Raw genomic sequence first — 15,441 nt, 5'->3', positions numbered from 1 at the left:
AGGGGCCGCCGTCGTTCGTCTGCAGTTAATCGTTACTGGTGGCCCAGGTCTCCGGGCCCATGGACCCGGCGGCGTATTCCTCCATGGGGACCTCGTTGGCCTTCCATGCGGCAAAGGTGGGTTCGACGATGCGCCAGCATTCCTCGGCCGTGTCGCCGCGGACGGAGAGGAGCGGATCCGCGCTGAGCACGCCGTCGAGCACTTCACCGTAAGGCAGCAGAGGATCGCTGGACAGCTTGGCATTCAGCTGAACCCGGTCGAGCGTGAAGAGGTCACCTGGGCCATTGACGTCCAGATCCAGGGTTAGCGTCTCCGGGCCAAATCCAATGTGCAATCGGGTGGGGGAGTCAGTCCCCTTGAAGCCGATGGGGAGATGCGGGACCGGCTTGAAGGTCACAACAGCCTCCTTGCGGGCACGGCCCAAGGCCTTGCCAGATCGCAGGATGAACGGCACCCCGGCCCAACGCCAATTGTTGACGAAGACTTCAACCTCCGCCAATGTCTCGGTGCCATTGGCCGGATCCACGCCCTCCTCGTCCAGATAGTTGGGCACGGCACGCTCGGCAATAGCCCCGGCGGTGTAGCGGGCCCGACGGGTGTGCTGAGCCAGGTCGCCGTCACGGCCAACGCTGCTGGCCCGAAGGACAGCGGCAATGCTGGAGCGGACATCGTGCTCGTCGAGCGTGGCCGGCGGTTCCATGGCCATGATGGCCATGATTTGCAGCAGATGGCTCTGAATCATGTCGCGGCCCGCTCCGGCATGATCGTAATAGCGGGCCCGGTTCTCCAGTGTCAGGGGTTCGTCAAAAACAATCTCGACCTTTTCAATGTGGTCGCCATTCCAAGAATGCTCCAGCAACCTATTCGCGAAGCGCAGCCCCATGATATTCAGAACCGTGGACTTGCCCAGGAAGTGGTCCACGCGGTGGATGTGATCCTCGGGCACTAGGCGGGCCAAGGTGGCGTTAAGTTCTTGCGCCGATTCGGTACTTGAGCCAAACGGCTTCTCCATGACCAACCGGGTGCCGGCAGGCAGATCCTTCTTGGCGAGAATCTCGCAGGCCTTTTGGCTGACGGCCGGCGGCAGGGCAAAGTACAGTGCCACTGGCCCCTCAACGTCCTTCAGGAACGCACCCAATGCGCCCTTGGCCGTGACATCGAGCTGGTGGTACGTGCTGTCCTTCTGAACCGTCTTTAGCTCGGCAATTCCTGCCTCCGTTGAGGCGCCACCCGGGGCAAGTGCATCGGCAAAGCTCTCCGTGAGCCTGTCCTGCCACTGTTGGGCAGGCCACGCATCGTTGCCAGCGCCCACTAATCTGAGCCCGGGCGCACGGCCCGAGGCGATCAGGCGGGCAACACCGGGCAGCAGCAGCCGGCCGGTCAGGTCGCCGGAGGCGCCCAAAATTACCAAAGTCTTGATGCGCCCACCGGGGCTGGGCGCGTTGGCCGGGGACCCGGCGTCGTGCGTGGCAGTGGACTGGGGGTCTGATTCAGAAGAGGTTTTCATCACGCAATCAGCATGCCACTAAGGAACTGGAAATTCAGCACCCTTGCGCAGGGAACGATCGAATTTTTGTTGACGGAAAGTTCATGGGAAGCCAATCGGAATCCGTTGGCGGCGCGTGCAGCGAAGGAGCTCGCAAGTTGGTACCCTTGATAGTTGAGTCCCTCAGGAAAGGGAGTGGGGTGGCGCAAAACGCCCTCCGCCGGTCTCATCCTGAAAATCGAAATTGCCGCGCCGTATGCGCGGGCAGGCCTTATGGCCGGTCCGCGCGGGCGTCGGTTAATCCCTGACGAAAGAAGTACGCGGCGCGTGTTCAACTCCCTATCTGACCGGTTGACAGCAACCTTCAAAAACCTCCGCGGCAAGGGCCGGCTCAGCGAGGCCGACGTCGATGCCACAGTGCGCGAGATCCGCCGTGCCCTGCTGGATGCCGACGTTGCCGTTCCGGTAGTTCGCGAATTCACCGCCAAGGTGCGCGAACGTGCGCTCGGCTCCGAGGTCAACGAGGCGCTGAACCCGGCGCAGCAGATCGTCAAGATCGTCAACGAGGAACTCGTCACGATTCTCGGTGGGGAAACCCGCCGCATCAACCTGGCCAAGAACCCGCCCACCGTCATCATGCTGGCTGGTTTGCAGGGTGCCGGTAAGACAACCCTCGCCGGAAAGCTCTCCAAGTGGCTCAAGGGTCAGGGCCACAGCCCCCTTCTGGTCGCCGCAGATTTGCAGCGCCCCAACGCCGTCAAGCAGCTCCAGGTCAACGGTGAGCGCGCAGGCGTCCCCGTTTTCGCACCGCACCCGGGTGTGTCCAGCGAATTTGAGTCAGCCACAGGCGATCCCGTAGCCGTTGCCATGGCCGGTTTGGCCGAGGCCAAGTCCAAGCTGTACGACGTCGTCATTGTTGACACCGCCGGCCGCTTGGGAATCGACGCCGAGCTGATGAAGCAGGCCGCGGACATCCGCGCCGCCATCAACCCGGACGAGGTCCTCTTCGTCATCGATGCCATGATCGGCCAGGACGCCGTCAACACGGCCCAGGCGTTCAACGAAGGCGTCAACTTCACCGGAGTTGTGCTGACCAAGCTCGACGGCGACGCCCGCGGTGGTGCAGCCCTCTCGGTCGCTTCCATCACCGGCAAGCCAGTCATGTTCGCCTCCACCGGCGAGGGCCTGGACGACTTCGAGCTGTTCCACCCCGACCGCATGGCCAGCCGCATCCTTGACATGGGTGACGTGCTCACGCTCATCGAGCAGGCTGAGAAGAACTGGGACAAGGGCGAAGCCGAGCGGATGGCGAAGAAGTTCGCCGACCAGGAAGACTTCACCCTGGATGACTTCCTGGCCCAGATGCAGCAGATTCGCAAAATGGGCTCCATGAAGAAGATGCTCATGATGATGCCCGGTGCCGCCGGCATGCGTCAGCAGCTGGAGAACTTCGACGAGCGCGAGATCGACCGCGTCGAGGCCATCGTCCGCTCCATGACCCCGCACGAGCGTGTAGCCCCGAAGATCGTCAACGGTTCACGCCGCGCCCGCATCGCCAAGGGTTCTGGTGTCCACGTTTCCGAGGTCAACGGCCTGCTGGAGCGTTTTGGCCAGGCCCAGAAGATGATGAAGAAGATGGCACAGGGTGGCGGCATTCCGGGCATGCCCGGCATGGCCGGCCCCGGCGGCTTCAACAGCGCCCGCAAGGGAAAGCAGAGCCCCAAGAAGAAGGCCAAGTCAGGTAACCCGGCGAAGGCTGCTGCCGAGCTGAAGGCCGCGCAAGAGAAGGCCAACGCGCCCAAGGGCTTGCCCACGGGAGCAGCTTTTGGTGCCGGCGCAGGTGCCGAGGACTTCGATCCCAGCAGCCTGAACCTGCCCAAGGGTTTTGAGAAGTTCCTGGGCAAGTAGTTTTGCTTCAAGGCCCCGTCCGTGTTGTCGAAAGTTGTTGAATTACGACGCCGGACGGGGCCTTTCGCTTTTTGTGGCCTTCGGCTCTGCGGCGAAATCGGGCAATTTGTCAGGGCCATCCGGTAACCTGCACCAATGAGTAAAACCCGGATTGTGTTTGTGCACGGCATGGACGGCTATGGTGTTGCAGCCTGGCCGGCCCAACATCTCTTAGCCGGGAACTACGATTGCCTCTTTCTCAAGCGGACCGGTTTTGACGCCGTCGAACCTCCCGTGGCCACGGATTTTGAGGCCGATGCCCGTATTGTCATTGACGCCCTGGGTGAGGGTGGGCACATTGTTGCCCACGCACAAGGCGCCATAGCGGCCGTGATGGCGGCCGTGGAACGTCCCGAGTTGGTGAAGTCACTGATTTTGGTGGAGCCGGCGCTGCTGTCTCTCACGGCCGAACTCCCGGCCACCGCCGCGTACCGCGAGTACGTTGAGCCACTGTTTGCCCGCAGCGCGGAACTGTCGGATATGGCCTTCTCTGCGGAATTCCGACGAGTGACAGCTTCCATGGCTGGGCCCGGCCGGGCCGGATACAGCCCCGGTGCCGCAGGTGTGGTGCGGCCGGTCCCGGCCGAGTCTTCGGCCAGGATCGCAGCACGCATCCACCTGCAGGCGCCTCAGTGGGAAGCCCCGTTGCATATTGTTCCCGGAGTTCCGACGCTGGTGCTGACCGGTGGCTGGGAGCCCCTCTATGAGGAGATCGCGGAGTATCTCACCACAACAGGGGCCGTCCACCGGGTGGCCCCCGGTGGCCACCGCCCGCATGACAACCCCCAGGGCGCGGAGATGATCTCCGCGTTTGTTGCCGCCCAGGAAGACGCCCTGCACGCCTGACACCGCTAGCGCCTGACGCCTGACGCTGGCAGCCCCCAACGCTGCCAGCGCCTGACGCAGCGCGTCTATCGCAGCGCATTTAGCTCCGGGGGACCACCAATTCAGGCAGGTACACCTTGGCTCCGGCGGCCAGGAATTCTGCACTCTTGCTCGCCATGCCGCCAACTATGTTCTCTTGTTGCGCGGCCGTTCCATAGGTATCCCTGATGTCTTGGCTGATCTTCATGGAGCAAAACTTCGGACCGCACATGGAACAAAAATGCGCGGTCTTTGCAGGTTCTGCAGGGAGCGTCTCGTCGTGGAAGGCCTCGGCCGTGGCAGGATCCAATGACAACGAGAACTGATCGCGCCAGCGGAATTCAAAGCGGGCCTTAGACAATGCGTCGTCGCGGTCCCGGGCGCCGGGATGCCCCTTGGCCATATCGGCCGCGTGGGCAGCGATCTTGTAGGTGATGACACCGGTCTTGACGTCATCCTTGTTAGGCAATCCCAGGTGTTCCTTGGGCGTCACATAACACAGCATTGCCGTACCGTACCGGGCAATTTCGGTCGCGCCGATCGCGGACGTGATGTGGTCATAACCCGGCGCAATGTCAGTGACGAGCGGCCCCAATGTATAAAACGGCGCGCCATCGCAGAGCTCTTGCTGCCGCTCAACGTTCTCGCGGACAAGGTGGAACGGGACGTGGCCCGGCCCCTCCACCATGACCTGGACGTCGTAGCGCCAAGCCCGCTTCGTCAGTTCGGCCAGGGTATCCAGCTCGGCAAATTGGGCAGCGTCATTGGCGTCGGCCGTTGAGCCGGGACGCAAGCCATCGCCCAGGGAGAACGCGACGTCGTAGCGGGCAAAAATTTCGCACAGCTCATCAAAGTGCGTGTAGAGGAAATTCTCTTGATGGTGGGCAAGGCACCATCCGGCCATGATGGATCCACCGCGGGAGACAATGCCGGTCACCCGGTTGGCCGTGAGCGGGACATAGCGGAGCAGCACTCCGGCGTGGATGGTCATGTAGTCCACGCCCTGCTCACACTGTTCGATCACGGTGTCGCGGAAAATTTCCCATGTGAGGTTGTGGGCTTCACCATTGACCTTTTCCAACGCCTGATAAATGGGCACGGTGCCAATGGGAACCGGCGAATTGCGGATGATCCATTCACGCGTCGTGTGAATGTCATCGCCGGTTGAAAGGTCCATGACGGTGTCAGCACCCCACAGTGTGGCCCACTGCAGCTTGTCCACCTCTTCGGCAATGGAGCTCGTGACGGCCGAATTACCGATGTTCGCATTGATCTTCACCAGGAACGCCTTGCCAATGATCATGGGTTCGGATTCGGGGTGGTTGATGTTGCTGGGAATGATGGCCCGGCCGGCCGCCAGCTCGCTGCGAACGAGCTCCACGGAGCAATTTTCGCGCAGCGCCACGAACCTCATTTCGGCAGTGACGACGCCGGCCCTTGCGTAGTGCATTTGGGTCACCGTGCGCCCTGCCAGGGATCGCAAGGGAGTGCGTTGCGTGCCTTGCCATTCCGCGGATGCTGCGCCGCGCCGCTGGGCCGAGCGGCCGTCGTCGAGCAGTTCACGCCCGCGCCCTTGGTAATTTTCGGTGTCCTCCCGATCCTTGATCCAGGGATCCCGCAAGGGCGGCAGCCCGCGGACCGGGTCGCTGCCCGGCCCCGCGGTGCGGTACACCTGAATGGGTGGATTTGGGCGCCCCGGTGCCGAGTCGTCCAGTGAAATGGATGTTACCGGAACGCTTAGCCCGTGCTGTTCGTCCTTGAGGTAAGAAAGCGTGTGGGCAGGGCTTTGTTCGGTGAAACTCATGGGTGAAACTCACTTCCTTCGCCGGCATTACCCGGACAGGTTCAACGGTCCAGGGCAGCTTCAGCCCATGTCTCAGCCCCTGCTTCGGGGCTCCCGTGTGGTCAGAGTCGAAGCTACACGATCAACGGGGGCCGCTGTCAAGCCGTAGGATCGGTGCATGCTTGAAATCCGTCCTGCCGCACTGAGTGAGTTCGCGCTGTTGCCCTCCATCGAGGCCGAGGCCGACGCTGCCTTTGAAACGCTGGATCCGCCCATGAACATTTCTGAGTTTCCGCCGCCGGCACTACCGGCCGAGTACGCGGCGGCGTTTCACATTATGGTTGCTGGGCGGCCACCGGCGGGCTTTATCCGGTTGGAAATCGTGGACGGTCAGGCGCATGTGGAGCAGTTGGCTGTCAGCCCGGAGTATGCGCGGCAGGGGATCGGCCGGTCCCTGGTCAGCGCGGCCAAGGCATGGGCCCTCGAGGCGGGTTTTCATTCCATGACCTTGTGCACCTTTACCGATGTTCCCTTCAATGCACCCTTTTATGTCAGTTGTGGATTTAGTGAGCTTCCACACGGGGAGTGGACTCCTGGGCTGGCCAAGCGGCGGGAACAGGAGACCGCCCTGGATATCGTGGGCAGGCGCATCGTCATGAAAATAAAACTAACCGCTCCGGAATAACTTGAAGCTTCAAGTAGTTTGCTACTATATGAGTACAACAAACCTTGGAGACATCATGACTGCACAGAACGACCTTCTTTCCGCCGACCTTACGATGGGCACCGTGATGCTCAAGGTTGGTGACATGACGATGATGAGCAACTATTACCAGAAGGCGCTCGGGCTCGATATCGTTGCCGAAGCCGATGGTGGCCAGTACCTGGGCCGCGGCAGCACTCCGCTGGTGCATCTGCAGCCCGCCGGTGGCCTGCACATTCCCGGACGCGGCGAAGCCGGACTGTTCCACACTGCGCTGCTTTTCAACGACCAAGCGTCCCTTGCCGCCACCGTGGCAACCGCAGCCCAGTACAGCCCGCAGGCCTTTGCCGGCAGCGCCGACCACCTCGTATCCGAGGCTTTTTACTTCACCGATCCTGAGGGCAACGGCATTGAGCTGTACTGGGATCGTCCCCGCGATGCCTGGAGCTGGAAGAACGGTGAAGTTGAAATGGCCTCCCTGGCCCTGTCGCCCCAGCACTACCTTCAGCAACACCTCACCGAGGAATCCGTTGTGGGCCAGCGGCAGTCAGCTGCCGATATCGGGCACGTCCACCTGCAGGTTGGCGACATCAAGACGGCTGAGCAGTTCTACGTCAATACCCTCGGCTTCGAGAAGACCTCCGGCTTCCACGGCCAGGCCTTGTTCGTTTCCGCTGGCGGCTACCACCACCACATGGCCATGAACGTCTGGAACAGCAGCGGCGCCGGTCCCCGTAAGGACACCCTCGGCCTGGGTGAGGTGCTCATCCAGCTGCCGGGCAAGGACGACGTCGGATCCCTCCATGAGCGTTTGACTCACCACAACATTGCCGTCGCCAACACCGGCGCCGAGATCACGTTCAATGATCCGTGGAACAACCGAATTCGCGTTAGTGTTGATTCTGTACAGTCCGCCAAGTAGTCGGCGGGCGCTCCGGCGCTGGATGGGGCCGGACCACCAACACGAAAGGCTTGTGCGTGGCCAATTACTCTGAGTTCTTCATCGCCGACCACCATCAGGCAGTAGCCCGAGCCAAGGCACGGGAGTCCGGAAAGTCGCCATCGATCGATGTACCCGTACTGCCGACCCCAGGCCTGAGCGATTTTGAGATTGAAGTGCTTGGCGAATTTGCCGTCAAGAGGGTTCACGCAACAGGTGTCGCGGCAGAACTCAGTCTCGTTGACATTGAACTGGACACCCTGTTCGCCGTGCCGGATGCCCTCCTTGAGGTTTTCGCCGAGCTCAACGCACCCGAGGATCCCGAAGACATCGTGGAGTTGGCTGCCGAATGGGCCGCCGCCGAGGAGATGGAGTCAACGCCCGAGGTCACCGAGCCGCTGCTGCGCGCCCTCACCGCAATGGCTGCTGCAGCCCTCTCGGCCGCAGAAGGCAACGCCAAGATGGGCCTGTTCTTCTACTCGGCCTCATAGGCCCCACGCCCTCCCACTGCTCGCAAGCTCGCAGCGGGGCCCTCGGGCGTGTGGGCCCAAGCGCCGTCCTGAAAAATGACACCGATCCCGCTTCCTGATGCCGAAATCCCGGTGTCCGAAAGGGGGATCGGTGTCATTTTGCTGTCACTCTTACGAGGAGTGCCGAGCGTTCGGAGCCAGCATGAGCAACAACACGCCACACGTGGTCAGCAACACGTCGCGCGGATCGGGTATTTTCTGGCATAATGAACAGGTACTCGATCCACATGGCCCCTCTCTCCGTGTGATGATCCTGTCCTTAGGATTCTGAAGAACGGCCCGCCCCACGGGAGCGTGACATGGAATTCGCCCCTTTTTCGAAACAGGAGTAACCACAAAAGTGGCTGTAAAGATTCGCCTTAAGCGCTTTGGTAAAATGCGCGCCCCGTACTACCGCATCGTTGTTATGGACTCACACTCAAAGCGTGACGGCCGTGCCATCGAAGAGATCGGTAAGTACCACCCGACCGAAAACCCGTCCTTCATCGAGGTCAACACCGACCGCGCTCAGTACTGGCTCTCCGTCGGCGCTCAGCCGTCTGAGCCTGTTGCCAAGATCCTGAAGATCACCGGTGACTGGCAGAAGTTCAAGGGAATCAAGGGCGCCGAAGGCACCTTGAAGACCAAGGCTCCGAAGGTAGCATTCGTTGCTCCCGAGGCCAAGAACGTTGTAATCAAGGAAGCCATCACCAAGAAGGCCAAGAAGGCTGACTCGGAAGACGCTGCAGAGAGCACCGAGGCCGAGTAGTTTGTTGGCTGAAGCGCTGGAGCACCTAGTTCGCGGGATTGTTGACTCTCCCGAGGACGTACAGGTGAGCGTCAAGAACAACCGCCGCGGGGAATCCCTCGAAGTGCGAGTTCATCAAGACGATCTGGGCCGGGTTATTGGCCGTCAGGGTCGCACCGCCCGTGCCTTGCGCACAGTGGTTGCAGCCTTGGCCAATGGCGAGCCGGTACGTGTTGACGTTGTCGACACCGACCGCCGCCGCTAACCTGCGTCAAAGAACCTGGCTTCCCCAACAGGGACGCCAGGGAAGTTTTCAGCAGTAAAGCCAAATGTTTGGCCCCGGCACCATAATGGTGACGGGGCCAAACTTTTTCCCCAAATTTTCAAGTAATACATCATTCCAGCAGTACTTAGGAGTACTCATGCAGGTTCAGGTTGCCCGAATTGGCAAGCCCCACGGCATCAAGGGTGAAGTGACCGTTCTGGTCCTCACCGACGCCCCCGATTCCCGGTTCGCAGTCGGTTCCGAGTTCGTGGTGGAGCCGGCGTCGCTTGGCACCTTGACCGTGAAGAGCTCCCGCTGGAACAAGGACATCCTCTTGTTGGGCTTCGAGGGCACCACTACCCGCAACGACGCGGAGCTGCTCCGTGGCGCCACCATGTTCTTTGAGTCAGAAGATGACGAGGACGACGACGCCTGGTATGAACACGAATTGCTCGGCCTTGAGGTTCGCGTCGGCGCGGAGAAGGTCGGCAAGGTGACGGGCTTGCGCACCTTGGCCGTGCAGGACCTGCTCATCGTTGAAGACAATGAGGGTGATGAAGTTTTGGTTCCCTTCGTGGATGAGATCGTTCCCGAGGTGAACATCGAGGGAGGCTACGTCTTGCTGACACCTCCTGCTGGCCTGTTCACCGTCAACAAGGAAATCTCTGCCAGCGATGAGTCCGGCGAAGCTGCAGATCTGAATGGCTCGGAAGGATCGCCCGAGTAATGCGTTTTGATGTAGTCAGCATCTTCCCCGAATACCTCGCGCCGCTGGATCTGAGCCTGATTGGCAAGGCCCGCACCGAGGGTTTGCTAGAGCTGAAGGTCCATGACCTGCGCAGTTACACGCAGGATCGCCACCGCACTGTCGATGACACTCCGTATGGTGGCGGCGCCGGTATGGTCATGAAGCCGGAGCCCTGGGCCCAGGCCCTGACCGACATCGCCGCAGCATCTCCCGCGTCCGACGGCGTGAAGCCCACCTTGATCGTCCCCTCGCCTGCCGGTGAGGTCTTCAATCAAGCGCTGGCCTACGAATTGGCCGAGACCGAACACCTCGTGTTCGCCTGTGGGCGCTACGAAGGCATTGACGAGCGGGTCCTTGAATGGGCTGCCGACGACTACATCGTTCGCCCCGTCAGTCTTGGCGACTACGTGCTCAACGGTGGCGAGGTTGCCGTCCTGGCCATGGTGGAGGCCATCGGCCGTTTGGTGCCGGGCGTCGTGGGTAACCCCGAATCCCTCATCGAGGAATCGCACTCGGATGGTCTCCTGGAGTACCCCGTGTACACCAAGCCCTCCAGCTGGCGTGAGCGCGAGGTGCCGGATGTTTTGCTCAGCGGTAACCACGGCAAGATTGCCAAGTTCCGTAAGGAACTACAGCTGCGCCGCACCGCGGACCGCCGCCCGGACCTCATTGCAGCACTGGATGTCTCTAACTTCAGCAAAGCGGACCGCAACGTTCTCTGGGAACTGGGGTACGCCGTCGTCGATGGCAGGGCTGTTCGCCGCGAAGGCGAGTAGTGCCCACTACCCGTCTATACAAGGCTCATCATGACTTAAGTTGCCGGATGAATTAGTCTGGCGGCTTTGAGTATGGCAAAATAAGTAGATGTGCCTACTGGGCGCGTTCCTGCCACAGGGGGAGCGTTCGTCAACAGAGCGGCACACCGGAGTTCCATCCTAGGAATCCGGTCCAATTCTTTCGATTCCCGTGACTGGCCGCGTGCCGTCCATGGGAATCGTGACACAAAGTAAATGACCTGTGGCGTTTGCCTGGAGTGAGAAAAATGCATCTTCTCGATTCCGTTGACGCAGCCAGCCTGCGCAACGACATCCCCGAGTTCCGCGCCGGCGATACCCTCAACGTTCACGTGAACATCATTGAAGGTTCCCGCGCCCGTGTTCAGGTATTCAAGGGCTTCGTCCTTGGTCGCCACGGCGATGGCCTCCGCGAAACCTTCACGGTTCGTAAGGTCTCCTTCGGCGTCGGTGTAGAGCGTACCTTCCCGGTACACTCCCCGGTCCTGGACAAGATCGAAGTTGTCACCAAGGGTGACGTTCGCCGCGCCAAGCTGTACTACATGCGTAACCTGCGCGGCAAGGCTGCCAAGATCAAGGAAAAGCGCGACAACCTCCCCACCAAGTAATAAAGGGGAGTCGCACTTTGACTCAAGCGAAACGCCAGTCCAGGAAACTGGGCTGGCGTTTTGTTTTTTTGGCGGTGGCCTTGATCTTCGTGTTCCTGGCGTTGGTGCGCAACGTCTGGGTGGATGTTTACTACATTCCCTCCGAATCCATGGAGCCGCTGTTGCTGACTGGCGACCGTGTTTTGGTCTCCCGGACGGCTTTTACCAACAGGCCCATTGAGCGTGGGGATGTGGTTGTTTTTGACGGCCGCGGTTCCTTCACGCCCTTGAAATCTGGTGCCGGAGACTTTGTCGACGGCGTCGTGGGTGCCGGTCAATGGTTGGGCCTGATGCCCAACAACAATGTTTACGTCAAGCGCGTGCTTGGTGTCGCCGGCGATACAGTCAAGTGCTGCTCCGCGAGCGGCTCACTGGAAATCAACGGCGTCCCGGTAACCGAAAGTTACCTGTATCCCGGTGATGACCCGAGCGCGTTGAACTTCGAGGTGACAGTTCCGCAGGGTAGGTTGTGGCTTATGGGCGATCATCGCAGCGTCTCACTCGACTCGCGGTCACTCCTTGGTGCGCCAGGAGGCGGTTTGATCTCCACAGCTAGAGTTATCGGATCGCCGATTGCCACTGTGTGGCCCCTAGGTCGGATCCACGCGATCTATAGTGATGGTACGGTGCTGCCCTAGCCGACGCCCGACACCGCCTGCGGTGTTCCATAAAGAATTCTTTGACCTGACTTTGCTAAGGAAATAGACGTTGATGCAAGAGAACGTGCCAGAGGACAATAGTGGCGCACAGGGCCACGAAGAAGACGGGCAGGGTCCGGCTGAGGATCAGGTCCGCCAAGACTGGCGCGCACGTCGTTTCAAGGCACGCAAGCATGCGGCGGATCCTGCCGCCGGGCACGGGAATGAGGGGCACGGGAATGCGGCGCACGACGGCGGCTCCGACGAGGGTGGTACGGCCACCGAGCGCTTCGGTCGCCAGGCCTGGGCGTGGGGCAAGGAACTGCTCACTATCGTGGTCATTGCCGTGGTGCTTTCCTTCTTGATTAAGACCTTCTTGTTCCGGGCCTTCTACATCCCCTCCGGATCCATGGAAAATACCTTGGAGATCCACGACCGGATCTTCGTCAACCTGCTGGTGCCGGAACCCTTCGCGCTCAAGCGCGGAGACGTCGTCGTTTTTAAGGACACACAGGGCTGGTTGCAGGCCCCTGACACTGCTGCGGATCCGGTGAGCTGGCTCGGCGAGGTGGCCACCTTCATTGGACTGGCACCGGATAGTTCGGAGCAGCACCTGGTCAAGCGCGTGATTGGTATGCCGGGGGACCATATCATCTGCTGCAACGCCGAAGGAAAGCTGACGGTCAATGGCGAAGCCATTACGGAACCGTACCTGTTCCCGGGCGCTGCGCCGTCGGACACCACCTTTGACGTGACCGTTCCCGAAGGCCACCTGTGGGTCATGGGAGATCACCGCAATAACTCCCAGGATTCGCGCTACCACGACACGTTCAACGGCACCGGATTTGTCCCGATCGACGATGTCGAGGGTCGGGCCGTCGTGATTGCGTGGCCGGTCACCCATTGGGGCTTCTTGAGCAACCACCCCGAGGTCTTTGATAAAGTTCCGGACGCAACGAGCACCAGTGTCGGCTCCCCGCAGCATACTGCGGTGGGTCAGTAATGGCTGCAGCGCCACCAACCCTTGACTGGGAACGTGAACTCGCCGCGCAGGGCTACGCCATCGTCGCGGGCTGCGACGAGGTGGGCCGCGGGTCCCTCGCCGGGCCCGTCAGTGTTGGCGTGGTCATTGTCCGCGCCGCAACGGCTGTGGACTTGCCCGGTGTGAAGGACAGCAAGTTACTGCGTCCGGCCGTGCGCGAGGCCCTGGTTCCGGCCATTGAGGAGTGGGCGGAGGCCAGCGCCGTTGGCCACGCGGCTGCTCATGAAATTGATGCTGTGGGCCTTGTTGGTGCCCTGCGTCTGGCTGGAACACGGGCTTTGGCGCAGGCCGCACAGACCTTGATGCCCGACTTTGTGATTTTGGACGGCAATCAAGATTGGCTATCCGCGCCTGAACAGGGAGACCTCTTCGGAGCAGCGTTGCCCGTGTCGCCGCCGGCCCCGTGGCGTCTCCAGACGCGGATCAAGGCTGACATGACCTGCCTGTCCGTTGCCGCCGCCAGTGTTTTGGCGAAAGTTGAGCGCGATGCAATGATGACCGCTCTGGCCCAGGAGTATCCCGCCTTCGGATGGGATGCCAACATGGGGTATGGAACCGCCTCACACCGGGCCGCCATCGTAGAGTTTGGCCCCACGGACTTCCATAGAAAGACCTGGCGACTGGTCTAATTGGTGCGGGCTTTGTGCACGCATTGTGCCCGTATTGTGCAGGTTAGTCGCGCCCGTTGGGTAAGTAACGGGCATGTGATGGATGATGGAACCATGAGTGCTGAGGATCTGGAAAACTACGAAACTGACATGGAGCTGCAGCTTTACCGCGAATACCGTGACGTGGTGAACCTGTTCAGCTATGTTGTGGAAACCGAACGTCGTTTCTACTTGGCCAACCATGTGGATTTGCAGGCACGATCCGCCGACGGCGAGGTTTACTTTGACCTGACCCTGCAGGACGCTTGGGTCTGGGACGTGTACCGGACGGCCCGTTTTGTGAAAAACGTCCGGGTCATCACCTTCAAGGACGTCAATGTTGAGGAACTCATCAAGTCCGATGACCTGCAGATCCCCAAGGATGGCCAGCTGGGCCCGCTGAGTTAGGGGCTTGCCGCCTACTTTGCAAAAACTAGAGGAAAGGGCGACGCCGGAACGAAAGTTCCGCCGTCGCCCTTTCTTGTTGTCTTGGGCTCAGTCTTTCTGGTTTAGCCCTTGGGGGCGTGTTCGGTGTCGTAAGTCTCGCGAGAGTTGATGATGGATGGCATGTTGTCTTTAGCCCAACTCTCCAGGGCCAACATTGGCACGGCAAGACTGAGGCCGGACTCGGTCAACTCATAATCAACGCGCGGGGGAATCTGGGCGTACATGGTGCGGCCAACCAGGCCGTCGCGCTCGAGACCGCGCAGTGTCTGCGTCAGCATCTTCTGGGATACGCCGTCCACTGTCTTGGCGAGGGCAGAGAACCGCAGTGGCCCATGTGCCAAGGCGCCGACCACCAAGACGCTCCAGCGGTCACCAATCCTGTCCAACACCTGCCGCGAAGGACAATTTCGGTCGTAGGGATCCCACATTGGCTCGTTCATGATTCTCTTCTCTCCACACTGCTTGTCCCAATGAGTCTAGCAAATACTTACTTACCTGCAGTATGTTACTCTCTATTAGTAACCAACGAAGCGATGTGGCGCATGGCCACCTGCAAGGAGACCCAGAATGGCAAAGATCAACGTAATTGGTGGAACCGGATACGCGGGAAGCAACATTGTTCGCGAGGCCGTGAAGCGTGGACATGACGTCACGTCCTTTAGCCGCAACCTCCCCGAAAATCCGGTTGAGGGTGCAAAGTACTTGACCGGTTCAGTGCTGGATTCAGGCTTCCTTGCGCAGACGGTGACAGACGCCGATGTTGTCATTGAGGCGCTGTCCCCGCGTGGTGAGCTGGTTGGAAAACTTGAAGGCATTGTTGACCAGCTGTTGCCTCTGGTTCAGTCGGCCGGTGCACGTGTGGGTGTTATCGGCGGCGCAGGCTCGTTGCTGGTTGCCCCCGGTGGCCCCCTTGTCATGGATACGCCCGGGTTCCCGGCCGAGATCCTGCCCGAGTCCAAGACCGCCGGGCAGCTCCTGGAGACCCTGAAGGGCAGCGCCGCTGAGCTCAACTGGTTCTATGTCAGCCCCGCAGGTGGCTTCGGTGGTTTTGCTCCCGGCGAGGCCACCGGCGCCTACCGCACCGGCGGCGATGTTTTGCTCGTAGATGATCAGGGTAACTCCAACATCTCCGGTGCTGACTTCGGGATGGCCATCATCGATGAGATTGAATCACCGGCGCACACCAACCAGCGCTTCACGGTGGCCTACTAAGGGATCATCCTTGCGTCGAGA

At 60.7% G+C, this 15,441-nt stretch carries 18 protein-coding genes and 1 riboswitch; of the genes, 15 read left to right on the top strand and 3 right to left on the bottom strand.

Annotation, left to right across the window (positions count from 1 at the left end; translation table 11 throughout):
• Positions 1-25 precede the first annotated feature (25 nt).
• Positions 26-1,507 (bottom strand): glucose-6-phosphate dehydrogenase, encoded by a 1,482-nt coding sequence (locus tag ACP7B9_RS07255; protein WP_425862076.1) that lies wholly within the window; start codon positions 1,505-1,507, stop codon positions 26-28.
• A gap of 306 nt (positions 1,508-1,813) precedes the next feature.
• Here ACP7B9_RS07255 and ffh point away from each other — a divergent pair, with 306 nt between their 5' ends.
• Together ffh and ACP7B9_RS07245 are read left to right on the top strand one after the other, a co-directional pair.
• A complete protein-coding gene (gene ffh / locus ACP7B9_RS07250; RefSeq protein ID WP_425862074.1) occupies positions 1,814-3,394 on the top strand; it encodes a signal recognition particle protein in 1,581 nt (526 codons plus the stop codon).
• Between the two features lie 135 nt (positions 3,395-3,529).
• A complete protein-coding gene (locus ACP7B9_RS07245; protein WP_425862072.1) occupies positions 3,530-4,279 on the top strand; it encodes an alpha/beta fold hydrolase in 750 nt (249 codons plus the stop codon).
• A gap of 79 nt (positions 4,280-4,358) precedes the next feature.
• On the opposite strand, the gene thiC is transcribed toward ACP7B9_RS07245, so the two are convergent.
• Positions 4,359-6,101: a phosphomethylpyrimidine synthase ThiC gene (gene thiC / locus ACP7B9_RS07240; RefSeq protein ID WP_425862070.1), complete on the bottom strand. Its 1,743-nt coding sequence runs from the start codon at positions 6,099-6,101 to the stop codon at positions 4,359-4,361.
• Positions 6,098-6,208, bottom strand: a riboswitch (TPP riboswitch). Its footprint overlaps the gene before it by 4 nt.
• A gap of 50 nt (positions 6,209-6,258) precedes the next feature.
• On the opposite strand from thiC, the gene ACP7B9_RS07235 reads away from it, so the two are divergent.
• The 12 genes from ACP7B9_RS07235 (at position 6,259) to ACP7B9_RS07180 (ending at position 14,169) form a co-directional block, all read left to right on the top strand.
• Positions 6,259-6,765 (top strand): GNAT family N-acetyltransferase, encoded by a 507-nt coding sequence (locus ACP7B9_RS07235; protein ID WP_425862068.1) that lies wholly within the window; start codon positions 6,259-6,261, stop codon positions 6,763-6,765.
• Positions 6,766-6,820: 55 nt separating this feature from the next.
• Positions 6,821-7,705: a VOC family protein gene (locus ACP7B9_RS07230; protein WP_425862066.1), complete on the top strand. Its 885-nt coding sequence runs from the start codon at positions 6,821-6,823 to the stop codon at positions 7,703-7,705.
• Positions 7,706-7,761: 56 nt separating this feature from the next.
• A complete protein-coding gene (locus tag ACP7B9_RS07225; RefSeq protein WP_425862064.1) occupies positions 7,762-8,214 on the top strand; it encodes a hypothetical protein in 453 nt (150 codons plus the stop codon).
• 379 nt (positions 8,215-8,593) lie between these two features.
• The gene (gene rpsP, locus ACP7B9_RS07220) at positions 8,594-9,001 is read left to right on the top strand and encodes a 30S ribosomal protein S16 (protein WP_425862062.1); all 408 of its coding nucleotides are present in this window, start codon (positions 8,594-8,596) and stop codon (positions 8,999-9,001) included.
• A 1-nt stretch (position 9,002) separates the two neighbouring features.
• Positions 9,003-9,245, top strand: a complete 243-nt coding sequence (locus ACP7B9_RS07215) for an RNA-binding protein (protein WP_044571187.1) — start codon at positions 9,003-9,005, stop codon at positions 9,243-9,245.
• A 157-nt stretch (positions 9,246-9,402) separates the two neighbouring features.
• Positions 9,403-9,972 carry a ribosome maturation factor RimM gene (rimM, locus tag ACP7B9_RS07210; protein ID WP_425862060.1) on the top strand — a complete coding sequence of 190 codons (570 nt, stop codon included), beginning with the start codon at positions 9,403-9,405 and terminating at the stop codon, positions 9,970-9,972.
• Positions 9,972-10,769, top strand: a complete 798-nt coding sequence (gene trmD, locus ACP7B9_RS07205) for a tRNA (guanosine(37)-N1)-methyltransferase TrmD (RefSeq protein ID WP_425862058.1) — start codon at positions 9,972-9,974, stop codon at positions 10,767-10,769. The genes rimM and trmD overlap by 1 nt, the downstream gene beginning before the upstream one ends.
• A 266-nt stretch (positions 10,770-11,035) precedes the next feature.
• Positions 11,036-11,395: a 50S ribosomal protein L19 gene (gene rplS, locus ACP7B9_RS07200; RefSeq protein ID WP_425862056.1), complete on the top strand. Its 360-nt coding sequence runs from the start codon at positions 11,036-11,038 to the stop codon at positions 11,393-11,395.
• A gap of 17 nt (positions 11,396-11,412) precedes the next feature.
• Positions 11,413-12,072, top strand: a complete 660-nt coding sequence (gene lepB, locus ACP7B9_RS07195) for a signal peptidase I (protein WP_425862054.1) — start codon at positions 11,413-11,415, stop codon at positions 12,070-12,072.
• Between the two features lie 73 nt (positions 12,073-12,145).
• Positions 12,146-13,075, top strand: coding sequence for a signal peptidase I (gene lepB / locus ACP7B9_RS07190; protein ID WP_425862052.1), 930 nt, complete (start codon positions 12,146-12,148; stop codon positions 13,073-13,075).
• Complete coding sequence (locus ACP7B9_RS07185; RefSeq protein WP_425862050.1) at positions 13,075-13,743, top strand: ribonuclease HII; 669 nt, start codon at positions 13,075-13,077, stop codon at positions 13,741-13,743. The genes lepB (ACP7B9_RS07190) and ACP7B9_RS07185 overlap by 1 nt, the downstream gene beginning before the upstream one ends.
• A gap of 93 nt (positions 13,744-13,836) precedes the next feature.
• On the top strand, positions 13,837-14,169 hold the full coding sequence (locus ACP7B9_RS07180; protein WP_425862048.1) for a DUF2469 domain-containing protein: 333 nt from the start codon (positions 13,837-13,839) through the stop codon (positions 14,167-14,169).
• Positions 14,170-14,270: 101 nt separating this feature from the next.
• On the opposite strand, the gene ACP7B9_RS07175 is transcribed toward ACP7B9_RS07180, so the two are convergent.
• Positions 14,271-14,648: a winged helix-turn-helix transcriptional regulator gene (locus ACP7B9_RS07175; protein ID WP_425862046.1), complete on the bottom strand. Its 378-nt coding sequence runs from the start codon at positions 14,646-14,648 to the stop codon at positions 14,271-14,273.
• A gap of 127 nt (positions 14,649-14,775) precedes the next feature.
• On the opposite strand from ACP7B9_RS07175, the gene ACP7B9_RS07170 reads away from it, so the two are divergent.
• A complete protein-coding gene (locus tag ACP7B9_RS07170) occupies positions 14,776-15,420 on the top strand; it encodes an NAD(P)-dependent oxidoreductase (protein WP_425862044.1) in 645 nt (214 codons plus the stop codon).
• Positions 15,421-15,441 lie beyond the last annotated feature (21 nt).

The organism is Arthrobacter sp. TWP1-1 (genome assembly GCF_049897845.1).
GTDB lineage: Bacteria > Actinomycetota > Actinomycetes > Actinomycetales > Micrococcaceae > Specibacter.
This window is presented reverse-complemented; position numbering and strand designations above follow the sequence as displayed.

Bases quoted from the DNA above. Each gene is read 5' to 3' on its own strand.
- ACP7B9_RS07255 (WP_425862076.1), bottom strand. From the start codon at position 1,507: ATGAAAACCTCTTCTGAATCAGACCCCCAGTCCACTGCCACGCACGAC.
- ACP7B9_RS07245 (WP_425862072.1), top strand. From the start codon at position 3,530: ATGAGTAAAACCCGGATTGTGTTTGTGCACGGCATGGACGGCTATGGT.
- thiC (WP_425862070.1), bottom strand. From the start codon at position 6,101: ATGAGTTTCACCGAACAAAGCCCTGCCCACACGCTTTCTTACCTCAAG.
- ACP7B9_RS07235 (WP_425862068.1), top strand. From the start codon at position 6,259: ATGCTTGAAATCCGTCCTGCCGCACTGAGTGAGTTCGCGCTGTTGCCC.
- ACP7B9_RS07230 (WP_425862066.1), top strand. From the start codon at position 6,821: ATGACTGCACAGAACGACCTTCTTTCCGCCGACCTTACGATGGGCACC.
- rimM (WP_425862060.1), top strand. From the start codon at position 9,403: ATGCAGGTTCAGGTTGCCCGAATTGGCAAGCCCCACGGCATCAAGGGT.
- trmD (WP_425862058.1), top strand. From the start codon at position 9,972: ATGCGTTTTGATGTAGTCAGCATCTTCCCCGAATACCTCGCGCCGCTG.
- rplS (WP_425862056.1), top strand. From the start codon at position 11,036: ATGCATCTTCTCGATTCCGTTGACGCAGCCAGCCTGCGCAACGACATC.
- lepB (WP_425862052.1), top strand. From the start codon at position 12,146: ATGCAAGAGAACGTGCCAGAGGACAATAGTGGCGCACAGGGCCACGAA.
- ACP7B9_RS07185 (WP_425862050.1), top strand. From the start codon at position 13,075: ATGGCTGCAGCGCCACCAACCCTTGACTGGGAACGTGAACTCGCCGCG.
- ACP7B9_RS07180 (WP_425862048.1), top strand. From the start codon at position 13,837: ATGAGTGCTGAGGATCTGGAAAACTACGAAACTGACATGGAGCTGCAG.
- ACP7B9_RS07175 (WP_425862046.1), bottom strand. From the start codon at position 14,648: ATGAACGAGCCAATGTGGGATCCCTACGACCGAAATTGTCCTTCGCGG.
- ACP7B9_RS07170 (WP_425862044.1), top strand. From the start codon at position 14,776: ATGGCAAAGATCAACGTAATTGGTGGAACCGGATACGCGGGAAGCAAC.